Genomic DNA, 12,895 nt, shown 5'->3' with positions numbered 1-12,895 from the left:
GTCGCCCGGGCGGACGGTGTACTCGTCCGAGCTGTCCGGGTTTCCACCCTTCGCACCCTTGGCGGCATCCGTCTCGTTACCGGTGGTTTCGTCGATGCCGGGGCGCTCCGCGTCACGTGTCGCCTCGTCACCCGGCGCGGCATGACGTCCCGATTCGGGCGTTGCGTCCGGATTGAGCGGATCCTCGGTGGCGGCCTCGCCGCGGTGCTTGCCGCCACCCCGAGCCTCGTCGCTCGGCGTGACGCTCGCGCCGGGGGCGGTGGGCGTCGTCGACGGGGCCGGGGACCCGGTCGCGTCCGGCTTGGCGGACTTCTCCGGCAGAACGGACTTGTCGGGCTTGTCGGACCGCGTGGAGTCCTCGCCCTGGGCGTCCTCGTTTGCGGATGCGTCGGGGGTCGCCGACGGGGCGCCGGTCGGGTTCGCGGGCGGCTTCAGGGTGCCGTCGTCCTTCAGGCCGACGATCCCGGCGCAGGTGGCCCAGGTCTTCGCACCCTGCGCGGCGAGCGCCTTCTCGGCGACGGAGATCTGCTGGGCGCGGCTGGCGAGGTCCGGGCGCGCGGCGTACGCGGAGCCGCCGAAGGCGTCCCAGGTCTCCTGGGTGAACTGCAGCCCGCCGTACAGCCCGTTGCCGAAGTCGGCGCTCCACAGCCCGCCGGACTCGCACTCGGCGACCCGCTCCCAGGTGGTCGCGTCGGCGGCCGAGGCGGAGCCCGCACCGAGCAACGGCAGGGCGAGGGCGGATCCCGTCACCCCTGCCGCGACGACGAGGGCGGGGGCCTGGCGGGGTCGACGGTGTCGTCCGTTCCCGGAGCGCATGCGGAGTGCCTTTCCCGTGACTGCTGAGGTGTCGGTGAACGTAGCGGCATTCGAACGTGAGTCACAAGTCGATGCAGGCCCGATCACGCGAAGATCACAGTCTTGACGCCTCGTCAGTTTGTCCGGGGTGTGAACTCCACCGGAAGGGTGCGCAATCCACGCATGATGAGCCCGCCGCGCCAGCGCAGATCGGCCGGATCGACCCCAAGTCGCAGATCTGGCAAGCGAGTCAGCAGTGTCGAGAGCGCCGTCTGGCCCTCCAGCCGGGCTAGCGGCGCGCCCAGACAGTAGTGGATGCCGTGCCCGTAGCCGAGGTGCTGATTGTCGCGCCTCGACAGATCGAGAGTGTCCGGCTCGGCGAACCGATCCGGGTCCCGGTCGGCGGCCGCGAGCACCACCAGGACCGGGTCGCCGGCCCGGATCTCCTGCCCGCCGAGGGTGAGCGGCTCGGTGGCGAACCGCCAGGTGGCCAGCTCCACCGGCCCGTCGTACCGCAGCAGCTCTTCGACTCCGGTCTCGAGCAGGCCCGTCTCGCCAGCCGCGAGCGAGGTTTGGAGGCGCTCGCGCTGCTCAGGGTTGCGCAGCAGCGCGTACACGCCGTTGCCGATGAGATTGACGGTCGTCTCGAAGCCGGCGAAGAGCAGGATGAAGGCCATCGCCGCGGCCTCGTTCTCCGTCAGATGCTCGCCGTGGTCGGAGGCCTTGATGAGCCCCGAGATCAGGTCGTCGCCCGGGGCGAGGCGCTTGCGGTGGATCAGCTCGGCGAGATAGCCGCGCATCTTCTTCACCGACCGTGCCACGCCGCCGCGCGGCCCGCCGCCGTGCCGGATCATCATCCCGGCCCAGTCCCGGAAGTCGTCCTGGTCCTCGCGCGGGACGCCGAGCAGGTCGCAGATCGCGTAGATGGGCAGCGGGAAGGCGAACTCATGGATGAGGTCGGCGCTCCCCCGCTCCGCGAACCGGTCGATGAGCTGATCGGTCAACTCCTGCACCCGCGGGGCGAATTCGGCGACCCGGCGCGGGGTGAACGCCTTCGACACCAGCCGCCGCAGCCGGGTGTGGTCCGGCGGGTCGATGTTGAGCAGATGCGTCATCAGCTCGGCCTTGCGCTCGCCCGGAATGCCGGTCTTGCCCTTGGCGTGCGCGGGCTCGTCGTGGTGCGCCGGGTTCTTCGACAGCCGCTGGTCGGCGAGCGCCTGCCGGGCATCCGCGTACCGCGTCACCAGCCAGGCCTCCACCCCGCTGGGCAGCGTGGCCCGGTGCACCGGCGCGTGCTCGCGCAGCCAGGCGTAGGCGGGGTACGGATCGGTGGCGAACTCCCAGGTGAAGAGTTCGGGGGCGGGGGTCTGACTCACCCTCCGACGTTACAAGGCGCGATGCGGATGCGATGTGAAGGTCGTGCACATCCGGTGAACGCGGATGTCCTAGATTCGCTCCGTGGATCCTCAGCTGCTCATGAGCACGTTCGCGATCGTGGAGAGACGGGCCGAGCAGGCCGTCACCTTCTTCTACTCCCATCTCTTCCGACACCACCCCGGCATGCGCGCGCTCTTCCCCGAGGACCTCCGCCCGCAGCGCGACCGGCTCTTCGCCGCGCTGACCCATGTCGTCGCCCACCTCGACGACCCCGGCCTCCCCGCGTACCTCGGCCGACTCGGCCGCGACCACCGCAAGTTCCTCGCCACGCCCGCGCTGTACTCCGCCGTCGGCGCGAGCCTCCTCGCGGCCCTCGCCCGGACCGCGGGTCCCGCGTGGACGCCGGACGCGGAGAAGTCGTGGACCGAGGCGTACACGCTGGTCGCCGACCTGATGATGCGCGGCGCGCAGGAGGCGGAGCAGGCCGGTGAGCCCGCGTGGTGGGACGCGGACGTGGTCCGGCACGTCCGGCACGGCGACGACCTGGCCGTCCTCACGCTGCGCCCCCGGCGGCCCTTCACGTACGCCCCTGGGCAGTACGCCGGCGTCAGCTCGCCGCGGGCGCCGCGGATCTGGCGCACGTACTCCCTGGCCAACGCGCCCCGGCCGGACGGCACGGTCGACCTGCATGTCAGCCGGATCCGCGGCGGGCGGATGAGCACGGCGCTCGTCGACGAGGTCCGCGCGGGCGAGACGTTACGGCTGAGCGCGCCCGGCGGCGCGACGGTGCACCGCACGGAGGCGGGCGCGCCGCGGACGTATATCGCCGCGGGGACGGGCTGGGCGCCGGTGAAGGCGCTGCTTGAGGAGCTGGCGCTGTGCGGGCCCGGGGAGACGGAGGCCCGGCTCTTCCTGGTGGCCCGCGCGCGGGAGTACCTGTACGGCCGACCGGACCTGGACCGGTTGGGCGTCCGAATACCCGGCCTGCGCGTCACCTGCATCGCCGCCGCGCCGCGACATCCGCGCGCCCAGGCGACGGAGCGCCTGCTGCAGGCGCTGCCGAGGCACCGCGACTGGGGGCAGCATGACGTGTACGTGGCCGGCCCCCCGGGCTTCCTGGCGGAGACGGCGCAGGCGCTGGAGGCGCTGGGCGCGACCCGCATCTTCCACGACCGCCTCCCGGCGCTGGGCCAGGCCCGCCCCCTGAGCCCGGCGGAACGGCTCCTGAGCCCCCGGGACGTCCCGTGGCACGACCCGGAGGCGCGAGCCCCACGGGGCGAACGGGCCTGACAGCGCAACGCCACGTGGGCGGTGCGGGTTTAGGGGCGCTCGGCCGGTGGGGCCTCCGCTGCGCGGATCGCGTCACGGTACGCCCTGCCCGCTGCGCGGAGGGCCGCTTCCGGGTCGACGCCTGCCGCCTCCGCGCGTACCGCCAGGGCGAGGAGCTCGTAGCCCACCCCCTCGCCGGCCGGCAAGGGGACCTCAAGGCCCCCCGTCCGCACCCGGCTCGCCAGCTTCGCGGCCAGGGCCAGGCCCGGCTGGCCCAGCGGGACGCCGTCCGTCACCGACTCGCGCTGCTTCTCGATCGCCTTCGTGCGCAGCCAGTGCGCCTTGACCTCCTCCGGCGTCTCCGCGTGCGCGTCGCCGAAGACGTGCGGGTGGCGGTGGATCAGCTTCTCCACGATCGTCCCTGCGACGTCGTCGATCGAGAACGCCTCGTCCGCGTCCTCGTACTCCTCCGCGATCCGGGCGTGGAAGACGACCTGGAGCAGCACGTCGCCGAGCTCCTCGCGCAGCTCGTCCCGGTCGCCGTCCTCGATCGCCTCGACGAGCTCGTACGCCTCCTCGATGCCGTACTTCGTCAGCCCCTTGTGGGTCTGCCGCGAGGACCACGGGCACTCGCGGCGGATCCGGTCCATCACCTGGACCAGGTCGAGCAGGCGCGCGCCGGGCAGGTCGTAGGAGCCGGGCAGCAGCTCCAGGTCGGGCATCGAGACCCGGCCGGAGCCGGCAAGCCGGGCCAGCCCGTCGGTCAGCGCCTGGTCGCCCTCGCCGGAGGGCAGTACGACGACGGTCCGGCCGCCGGCGCAGGCCTCGACGAGGTCCTGCGCGGTCGGGCGGAGGTGCTCGACGGCGACGCCGGCCTCGCGCAGGTACGGCAGCTGCGGGTGGTTCTCGTCGGCGCACAGCACCTGGTCGGCGGCGTGCAGCGTCTGCCACGCGGGCCAGGACAGCAGTCCGGGGGCCACGCGGTGGCTGGCGGTGAGCAGGACGATGCGGCCGGGGCTGTCAGCGTTCACCCCTCGAACCTACCTCGCGCCCGCCACGCCCCCGCCGCCGGTCGGCTCAGGCCCCCGAGCCGATCGCCGGGGCGTCCTGCGTGAGCTGCTTGATCCAGGGCGCGCTGTACGTGCCGAGCTGGATCTTGTCGTTGTCCCAGGCCCCGTAGCGCGGGTTCACGTCGATGGCCAGCTGCTTCGAGGCCGCGGTGAAGACCTCGGTCAGCTTCTTCTGGCCCTCGGGGGTGTTCGTCGCACCGATCTTCTCGGCGACCTTGTTCATCAGGATCTGGCGGCGGACCGCGGCGTCGATCTGGTCCGGCGCGATGCCCTGCTGCTGGAGCAGCATCGTCGCGAGCTGCTCCTCGCCGCCGGACTGCGCGGCCGCCTGCGCCCGCGTCCGCTGGATCTCGGCGCGGGTCGCGGTCACACCGTGGTCCTTCGCGACCCGGTCCACGATCCGGTCGAAGATCATGCCGTTGAGCTTCTCCCGGCTGAGGTCGCCGGTCGCCTGCAGCAACTGCGCGGCCTGCGGCGAGGCCTGCTGGGCGGTGCGCACGTCGCGTACCTGTGCCTGGAGGCTGGAGACCTCGATCCGCTGGCCGCCGACGACGGCCGCCGCCCCTGGGTGCGCGTCACTGCCGCAGGCGGTGAGCAGCGGGGCCGCGGCGAGGAGCGCGGCGGAGACGGAGAGCGCAGTGCGGCGGTGCAAAGGAGCCTCCCGGCGTGGGTCGTTCGTCATCGATACGAATTTCGACCTTGCGGTGATCGATGTTAGGCAGTCGCCGTGGCCTGGGCCACTACTTCGTTGCGACTGTTTCGACCAACGACTCGCGCGTTCGGGTGGTGTCGGGTCCCAGCATGATCGTCCGGGAGAGCAGAAACGTCACGGGGATGGCCGCCGCGGCGGCCATGAGCGGCGCGTACCGGGCGGACAGCCCCACCAGGTCCACCAGCACGTACACACCCACCGTGGTGATCACGAAGTTCGCCGCGTTGGTGAGCGGGAAGAGCAGGAACTTCCGCCAGGTCGGCCGGGTGCGGTAGGTGAAGTACGAGGTCAGGAAGAACGAGCCGACCATGGACAGCAGGAAGGCCAGCACATGGGCGGCGAGGTAGGGCAGCCGCAGCCCGAACAGCAGGTACAGCCCGTAGTACGTCCCCGTGTTCACCGCCCCGACCAGCGCGAACCGCACGACCTGCCAGGTCACCGTCATCGGCGTACGAGCTCCTCCGTGCCCAGGTCCGCGCGCCTCCGCGGGGCCGGGACCCCGATGTTGGCAGCCTTCACCAGGAAGTGCGGGCGACGCTTCACCTCGTAGTAGATCCGGCCGACGTACTCGCCGACCAGTCCCAGCATCACCATCTGCACGCCGGCGAGCGCGGTGACGGTGACGAGCAGCGTCACATAACCGGGGGTGTCCACCCCGTTCACCAAGGCGACACCGACGATCCAGGCCGCGTACGCCAATGCCACCGAAACCAAGATCAGACCGAGATAGACCGCGGCCCGCAACGGCTTGTTGTTGAACGAGAGCAGCCCGTCCAGGCCGTAGTTGAGCAGCTTTCCGAAGCTCCATTTCGAGCGGCCCTGCTCACGCAGCGCATTCTCGTACTCGAAGGTGGTGGAACGGAATCCGACCCAGGCGAAAAGGCCCTTGGAGAAGCGGTTGTACTCGGTGAGTTCGAGGATCGCGTCGACCGTGCGACGGGACAGCAGCCGGAAGTCGCCGACGCCGTCGACCAGCTCCACGTCCACGAGCCGGTTGATCAGCCAGTAGTAGGCGCGGGCGGTCAGGGTCCGGGTGACCCGGTCGCCCTTGCGCGTGCGACGGGCGATGACCTGGTCGTATCCCTCGGCGTGCAGGGCCAGCATGCGGTGCACGAGCTCCGGTGGGTGCTGGAGATCGGCGTCCATGATGACGACCGCGTCGCCCTCCGCGTGCTGGAGGCCGGCCAGCATGGCGGCCTCCTTGCCGAAGTTGCGGCTGAAGGAGACGTAGCGGGCGCGCGGGTCGCGTTCCGCTGTCTCCTCGAGGATCGGGAGCGTCCGGTCGCGACTTCCGTCGTCCACGTAGACCAGCTCGAATTCTCCGTCAAGACGGGAGAGTTCCGCCGTCACATGGTCGTGGAATCGACCGATGATCTCCTCTTCGTTGAAGCACGGGACCACAATCGAGATCAGCACGGTGAAACGACAGTGCATGGGCGTGTCGCGGGCGGATTCGACACATGGCGGGAAGGCGACCATTGCATGAACTGGCCCATTTCCCGGACCATTTCGCGATCATCGCTGGCATATTCGAACCGTCATGCGCAAACCGTCTCCCACCGCCCGCTCCGCCGCCCTCGCCGGGCTGCTCACCGCGCTCGCCCTGTGCCTCGGGGACGCGGCCGGCCGCACCTTCCCCTTCGGACCGCGCACCCGCGCGGTCAACGATCTGGGCAACCAGTTCGTCCCATACCACGCGCATTTGTGGGACCTGCTGCACGGCCGGGCCGACGGCGGCCTGCTGCTCAACTGGCAGTCCGGCTTCGGCACAAGCTTCCTGCCCGACCTCGGGACCTATCTGACCAGCCCGTTCGCGCTGCTCGTCGGGCTCTTCCCGCGCGACGACGTCGACCTCGCGGTGTACGTGATCACCGTCCTGAAGTCGGCGACGGCCGCGGCCGTCATGACCGGCGTGCTGCTCACCATGCGCTCCGGTCCCCGGTGGGGCGCGGCAGTGCTCGGGGCCTCGTACGGGCTGTGCGGCTGGTCGATCATCGAGGCCGACTACAACCCGATGTGGCTGGACGGGCTGATCGCCTTTCCGCTGCTCTGCCTGGTCGGCGAGTGGGTACGGGGCGGCCGGCGGCCGGTCCTCGGGCCGGCGGTGGTGGCGCTGGTCTGGATCGCCAACTTCTACACCGCGTACATGGCGACGCTGGGCGCGGCGCTGGTGCTCCTCGTACGGCTGGCCGTGGCGCGGGAGCTGCGGCCGGGGACGGTGGCGCGGGCGGCGGGCACGGTCCTGCTGGGCGTCGGGCTCGCCGCGCCGGTCCTGGCGCCCGTCTTCCTCGGCTCCCGGCACGCGTACCCGGGCGTGACGCGGGAGTTCGTCGCGGCGGGCCTGTCGGACTCGCTCGCCCGGACGCTCCCGGCGACGTACAGCTTCTCCACCCCGGCCGCGTTCCTCGGCAGCGGGGCGCTGCTGCTCGCCTTCGCCCTCGCCTTCCGCCGGGACGTGCCGCGCCGCGAGCGGCTGCTGTGGACGGGGCTCGCGGCCGGGGTGGCGCTGTCGCTGCAGTGGCAGCCGACGCATCTGGTGTGGCATGTGTTCGCCACACCCAACGGCAGCCCGTACCGGCAGACGTTCGTGCTGGCCGGGGTGCTCGTCATGACGGCCTGGGCCGGGCTCGCGTGCGGCTGGCCGGACCGGCGGGCGCTCCTTGCCGGCGCGGCGGCCGTGACCGTGCTCGCGGTCGGCGCGGCGGGCAGCGAGCTGGTGACGGTGTGGACGTACCCGCTGTTCGCGGCGGGTCTTGCGGCGTCGGCTGCGGGCCTTGTACTGGCCCGGCGGCGCGGGCGGTACGCGGTGGTGGCGGCGGTGCTTGCGGCGGGGGCGCTGGTCGGGCAGGCCGCGGTGACCACGGCGTACGCGGACCGGGAGAAGCGGGGCCGGCTCGACGACTACCCGTCCTGGGGCGCGGCGCACGGGGCGCGGGAGGCGGCGGTCGCGGCGGCCGACGGCTGGCCCGCGTACCGCACCGACCCGGGCCGGACCCAGCTCACGGGCAACGACCCGCTGCTGATCGGCGGCCAGGGCGCGGGCTACTACAGCAGCCACACGCCGGAGGTCCTGACCCGGACTTGGGCGGCGCTCGGCGCGGGCTGGACCTCGCGCGGCCGCAACCTGCAGAGCCTGGACAACCCGGTCACGGACGCACTGTTCGGGGTGGGCGCGCGGTGGCGGGACGGAAGGATGGTCCGGGCGGGGGCCGGCGAGGTCCTGCCGCTGGTGACGGTACGGCCGGAGGGCGCGGGCCCGGTCCGGTACGGAGACTCCCCCTTCCGCAACCAGGAGCAGCTGCTCGGGGCGCGGGTGTACGACGTCCCGGCGGACGGGGTGTGCGGGGTGGGCACGGAGGTCTTCTTGTGGGCCCCGGACTTCACGGGCACGGCCCGGTTGGGCGCTGCGGGACGGCTGGGCGCTGCGGGACGGCTGGTGGACCTGAAGGGCGGAGGCCCGAAACGCCGCGCGGCCCTGACGTCCCTGGGCGTCCAGAAGACGGCAGGCGTGCGACCGGTCCTGGAGGGCAAGGGCCCGTCGGCCGGCGTGGGCTGCCTGGACCGGGCGCGGCTGCGGGCGGCGGTGACGGCGCTGCGGGCGACGGCCCCTGTCGCGATCCACGTCACGGACAGCGGCGTACGCGCGGAACTGCGGCCCGGCGCACGGGGAACGGTCGTGGTGGCGGCCCCTCGGATCGCGGGCTGGCGGTGCGAGGGCCGTCCGGCGGGCTCGTACGGCGGCCTGCTCGCGGTCCGGCCGGCTGCCGGGCAGACCTCGGTGAACTGCACGTTCCGCCCGCCCGGCCTGCGGGCGGGGCTGGGCGTGGGAGCGGGCGCGCTGGTGCTGCTGACGGCCGGGGCCGTCCTCGCCTGCCGGCGCACCCGCTCCTCGGCTGTCGAACCTCTGGAACCTACGGAATCTACGGACAGCTCGTGACGGTCTCGCCAGGCTCGGCGGTGCAGGTGTCGGTGCCGTTGCCGCCGTTGAGCGTTTCTGTTCCGGGCCCGCCGTCGAGGGTGTCGGGTCCGTTGCCGCCGTTGAGGGTGTCGTCGGCGGTTCGGTGAGGGTGCTCCCCTCGTCCCCGTCCGCGACAGCAAGAAAGGTGAGCGTTCCGGCCGGTCGCCCGTAGGGACAGGCGCTTGGGGTGGGCCGGGTGCGTGGGACGCGGGTGGGACCGCCCTCTTTCCGAGAGTCGCACCTTCCGGCGGCGCGTCAAGGGCGCTCCTACGTCGCGTCGCTTCGCGATTCCGCTTCGCTCCACCCTTGACCCACCACCGGAAGCCGCGAAAACACTCTCGGAGGGCGGTCCGGGGGCCGGGGTCCACGCGAGCAGGCCGCACGTGCGCCGGTCGCCGTGGGCGACCGGCGCGCCCGTGGACGGATTGCGCGACAGTTGCATGGGTTGCCCAATGCCGTCTCGGCGGCCAACCGCCGCCACGGGGTTCGCCTCATGCCCGGCTGATCACTGCCCGGTGGCCGGTCCGGGCGGGCCGACCCCACTCCGCACCGCCGCGACCACGACGACGACGCTAACGGTGCCGCTAAGCGCAGGGACGAGGCGGGAGTTACCTCGTGTGACTCGGGAGGCGACCGCAGGGCGTTAATCGGCGCGTTCGGTTGAAACGGCCGATCCCCGCCCCTTCCGGCAGCGCCCCCTTCTTTCTTCTCGGTCTTCTTGGCGCTTCACTCAAAGCGACGCGCCAGGGTTCGTCGTCATCGGCATCGAGAAAGACCCACCGGGGTCCGTAAGCTGACGCGATGAAACATACGTTCGGGCGCAATGGCCGCCTCACTCGACTCATGCTCGGAGGGGCCGTGGCCGCCTCCGTTCTGCTGCCTGTGCAGCCCGCCCAGGCCGCCTCGGGCTTAGACCCCTTCGCCGCGAACTTCAAGCTGACCCGCATCGACGGTGACAAGTCCGCTCTCATCAGCTCGGTCGAGGCCACCGGAGTCGCGAGGGCGCCCGTCACCGAGGTGCTCGGCGAGCGCACCGGCGTCCCCGGCCTCTGCCACGGCGACACCGAACTGAACGGCGCGCTCAAGCGCGACGGGTTCTGCTGGGACACCGAGGACGACTTCTCCGGGTACAACGACCCCGCCGGCGGCTGGATGCCGCAGGGCTTCGCCGGGGCGCACGCCGCGACCGCCGACGGCTCCTACGAGGGACGGTCGCTCTACGCCGCGTCCTGGTACTACGGCAAGTACGCCAACGGCCTGCCCAACGAGGAGTACACCCGGGTCTCGATCGCCGAGTCGACCGGGGACCGGGTCTCGTACGGACACATAGCGCTCGTCGAGCCGGTCAACGGGAACTTCAAGCCCCTCACGTACCTGTCGCACGCGGACGGCGTCGCCTGGCACGAGGACCGGCTGTTCGTCGCCAACGGCGTCGAGCTCCAGGTGTACGACCTGAAGCGGATGTGGCGCATGACCGACACCGCGAACAGCGGCACCGGCCTCGTCGCAGGCAAGAGCTCCGCCCGCAAGCACCGCTGGGCCCTGCCGCTCGTCGCGCGCTACAGCACGTACGGCAGCGCCGCGGTGGACACCCCCTCCACCGCCTTCCCGGCCGGCGGCAACGCCCGGACCTGCGGTCCGAGCAACGGCGTCCTGTGCCTGAGCACCCTGAGCGTCGACCGCTCCGGTTCCACGCCGACCCTGGTGTCCACGGAGAACCGGGGCGGAGCGGGCGCGCGGATCGTCCGCTGGCCGCTGACCGACCTGGGCGCCGGCACACCCACGCAGGTCTCCTCGGAGACCACCGGCTACACCTCCCCGGTGTGGGGCATCCAGGGCACGGCCACCGACGGCACCAACTACTACATGGCCGGGGCCTGCCCGGCCGGCTGGCCCGGCGACTGGGTGACTCCCACGGATGGGAAACCCGGGTACAACGACTCGTACGGCTGTATCCACAAGGCCAAGCCCGGCGAGGCGCCATACGTCATCTCGCAGGCGCCGTACCTGACCCAGGGACTCTCCTGGGACCGGCGGGTCAACCGGCTCTGGGGTCTCAACGAAGCGCTCGACTCCAACGGGGTCGGCAAGCGCACCGTGTTCTCCATCGACGCGTACGCCGGGCAGGCGGACTCCGGCGGCTACACGTGGCTGTCCAACCGCCATGAGCCGGGCTTCGTCTGCGCGACTCCGCAGGGCAACGGAACCGCCAACGGCACGCCGATCACCGTGTGGTCCTGCACGGGGTCGGACGTTCAGCGCTGGAAGTTCGACAACGGGCTCATCGTCCACAAGGCGAGCGGCAAGTGCATCACGCCGCAGGGCAACGCCGCCGGCACCGACGGAACACTGCTGACCCTCTGGACCTGCAACCCCGCGAGCGACGTGCAGAAGTTCGCCACCAACGCGGGCGGCACCGCCAACGCCTGGGGCAAGGCGATCACGCCCAAGGGCAACTCCCTGGGCAACGGCGTCTGGCTGACGCTCTGGACGCAGGGAAGCCCTAACCCCGATGTCCAGGACTGGCTCGTGAAGGCCCTCTGACCTGATCGCCGGTCCACCTGAGCGCGGGCCCCCGCGGCGACGTCGGACACGCCGCCGCGCCGGGCCCCGCGCACGCACGGGGCCTCGCGCCCCGCACCGCCCCAGCGCCACCAGAGGTTCACCCGTTGGCCGGACGCAGCTCACGGACAACGACCCGCTGCAAGCGGAGCCTACGGACGGCTCGTGACGGCCTCGCCGCCGATCGGCTACGGCTGGCTGTTGAGGAAGCCGATCAGGGTCGCGCCCCACCAGCCGGTCTGGCTGACGGTCGCGGCCGCGGCGGACTGCATGAGCAGGCGGCGGGGCACTGCGCCGCCGCGGTACGGCGCCAGGCGCTGGCCGAGCCAGTGGGCGTAGAGGCCGTTCAGGGTGATCGCGAGGACCAGGCCGACCTTGGTCACCGTCAGGGGCGACTCCATGTTCGGGCGGAGGAACAGGCCGGTGACCAGCAGGCCGGCGAGGCCGACCCAGATCGGCGCCTGGAGTGCGCGGGCGGTGTTCAGGACGTCGGACAGGCCGCGTCGCCCGGTCAGCCACAGGACGGCGAGCCAGTCCACGGCCAGGACCGCGCCGAGGCCGACGGCGAGCGCCGCGATGTGGAAGAAGCGGGCGACGGTCCGCAGCGTTGCGTCAGCGTGCATATGACCGGAGACCCAACAGGCGCCGAGCAGCACGGTCGAACCCAGGACGCCGAGGACGGCGAGGACCCACACGGGCGTGGGCCGCTCGGCGCCTCGGGCGCGCTCGGGTATGACGACGACTGCGCGTCTGTCGGAAACGGCGTCCACTGGCTGGATCTCTCCCTCAAAGCTTAGGTAAGGCGTACCTAAATACCTTCGAGGGGTGCCGGTCAAGTCGTCTCAAAGTGAGAGAACTCTCGATCTACGAGGTCTCCGCCTTGGTGTGGACGACGAGCGCGTTGGCGTGACCGTGGCCCATTCCGTGCTCCGCCTTCAGCCACGCCACGAGCTCCATGTGCTTCGTCAGCGGCGAGGAGCGGATGAGCTCCGTCCACTCCGCGATCGGGCGGCCGTACTTCTTCTCGATGGAGGGGAAGTAGCTCGCGGGGCCCTTCACCGGCTGATCCTGCGTCATGTTCCTGAGTCCTCTCGGGTCTTCGCCGTCGTCTACTTGTCCGCCGTGCGGCGGAAGGTGCACACCTGGACGCCG

At 71.7% G+C, this 12,895-nt stretch carries 12 protein-coding genes; 3 read left to right on the top strand and 9 right to left on the bottom strand.

Annotated elements, in window-relative coordinates:
• Together VIU94_RS24470 and VIU94_RS24465 are read right to left on the bottom strand one after the other, a co-directional pair.
• Window positions 1-816: transglycosylase family protein (locus VIU94_RS24470; protein WP_331914129.1), on the bottom strand; the 816-nt coding region annotated here is incomplete at its 3' end.
• Between the two features lie 113 nt (window positions 817-929).
• A complete protein-coding gene (locus VIU94_RS24465) occupies window positions 930-2,171 on the bottom strand; it encodes a cytochrome P450 family protein (RefSeq protein WP_331914127.1) in 1,242 nt (413 codons plus the stop codon).
• Window positions 2,172-2,253: 82 nt separating this feature from the next.
• On the opposite strand from VIU94_RS24465, the gene VIU94_RS24460 reads away from it, so the two are divergent.
• The gene (locus tag VIU94_RS24460; protein WP_331914125.1) at window positions 2,254-3,462 is read left to right on the top strand and encodes a globin domain-containing protein; all 1,209 of its coding nucleotides are present in this window, start codon (window positions 2,254-2,256) and stop codon (window positions 3,460-3,462) included.
• 29 nt (window positions 3,463-3,491) lie between these two features.
• Here the strand turns inward: VIU94_RS24460 and VIU94_RS24455 are convergent, their stop codons facing one another.
• Genes VIU94_RS24455 through VIU94_RS24440 form a run of 4 tightly spaced genes read right to left on the bottom strand, consistent with a single transcriptional unit; the run spans window position 3,492 to window position 6,639 of the window.
• Complete coding sequence (locus tag VIU94_RS24455; protein WP_331914123.1) at window positions 3,492-4,472, bottom strand: nucleoside triphosphate pyrophosphohydrolase; 981 nt, start codon at window positions 4,470-4,472, stop codon at window positions 3,492-3,494.
• Window positions 4,473-4,518: 46 nt separating this feature from the next.
• On the bottom strand, window positions 4,519-5,193 hold the full coding sequence (locus VIU94_RS24450; RefSeq protein WP_414721002.1) for a SurA N-terminal domain-containing protein: 675 nt from the start codon (window positions 5,191-5,193) through the stop codon (window positions 4,519-4,521).
• A 58-nt stretch (window positions 5,194-5,251) separates the two neighbouring features.
• A complete protein-coding gene (locus VIU94_RS24445; protein WP_331914120.1) occupies window positions 5,252-5,668 on the bottom strand; it encodes a GtrA family protein in 417 nt (138 codons plus the stop codon).
• Window positions 5,665-6,639, bottom strand: a complete 975-nt coding sequence (locus VIU94_RS24440) for a glycosyltransferase family 2 protein (RefSeq protein ID WP_331914118.1) — start codon at window positions 6,637-6,639, stop codon at window positions 5,665-5,667. The genes VIU94_RS24445 and VIU94_RS24440 overlap by 4 nt, the downstream gene beginning before the upstream one ends.
• 124 nt (window positions 6,640-6,763) lie before the next feature.
• Here VIU94_RS24440 and VIU94_RS24435 point away from each other — a divergent pair, with 124 nt between their 5' ends.
• On the top strand, window positions 6,764-9,160 hold the full coding sequence (locus tag VIU94_RS24435) for a YfhO family protein (RefSeq protein ID WP_331914116.1): 2,397 nt from the start codon (window positions 6,764-6,766) through the stop codon (window positions 9,158-9,160).
• Here VIU94_RS24435 and VIU94_RS44775 read toward each other — a convergent pair.
• Window positions 9,144-9,623 (bottom strand): hypothetical protein, encoded by a 480-nt coding sequence (locus tag VIU94_RS44775; protein ID WP_414721001.1) that lies wholly within the window; start codon window positions 9,621-9,623, stop codon window positions 9,144-9,146. The two genes, VIU94_RS24435 and VIU94_RS44775, sit on opposite strands and share 17 nt — an antisense overlap.
• Before the next feature lie 416 nt (window positions 9,624-10,039).
• On the opposite strand from VIU94_RS44775, the gene VIU94_RS24430 reads away from it, so the two are divergent.
• Entirely contained in the window at window positions 10,040-11,725 is a 1,686-nt protein-coding gene (locus VIU94_RS24430; RefSeq protein ID WP_331914114.1) for an RICIN domain-containing protein, read from the top strand.
• A 206-nt stretch (window positions 11,726-11,931) separates the two neighbouring features.
• Here the strand turns inward: VIU94_RS24430 and VIU94_RS24425 are convergent, their stop codons facing one another.
• Window positions 11,932-12,513: a hypothetical protein gene (locus VIU94_RS24425; protein WP_331914112.1), complete on the bottom strand. Its 582-nt coding sequence runs from the start codon at window positions 12,511-12,513 to the stop codon at window positions 11,932-11,934.
• A 94-nt stretch (window positions 12,514-12,607) separates the two neighbouring features.
• Complete coding sequence (locus VIU94_RS24420) at window positions 12,608-12,820, bottom strand: DUF4287 domain-containing protein (protein ID WP_331914110.1); 213 nt, start codon at window positions 12,818-12,820, stop codon at window positions 12,608-12,610.
• Window positions 12,821-12,895 lie beyond the last annotated feature (75 nt).

Source organism: Streptomyces sp., from assembly GCF_036566765.1.
In the GTDB taxonomy this organism is placed as follows: Bacteria; Actinomycetota; Actinomycetes; order Streptomycetales; family Streptomycetaceae; genus Streptomyces.
This window is presented reverse-complemented; position numbering and strand designations above follow the sequence as displayed.

Excerpts from the sequence above, each read along its gene's own strand:
- VIU94_RS24450 (WP_414721002.1), bottom strand. The coding sequence starts at position 5,193 with ATGACGAACGACCCACGCCGGGAGGCTCCTTTGCACCGCCGCACTGCG.
- VIU94_RS24435 (WP_331914116.1), top strand. The coding sequence starts at position 6,764 with ATGCGCAAACCGTCTCCCACCGCCCGCTCCGCCGCCCTCGCCGGGCTG.
- VIU94_RS24445 (WP_331914120.1), bottom strand. The coding sequence starts at position 5,668 with ATGACGGTGACCTGGCAGGTCGTGCGGTTCGCGCTGGTCGGGGCGGTG.
- VIU94_RS44775 (WP_414721001.1), bottom strand. The coding sequence starts at position 9,623 with ATGCAACTGTCGCGCAATCCGTCCACGGGCGCGCCGGTCGCCCACGGC.
- VIU94_RS24420 (WP_331914110.1), bottom strand. The coding sequence starts at position 12,820 with ATGACGCAGGATCAGCCGGTGAAGGGCCCCGCGAGCTACTTCCCCTCC.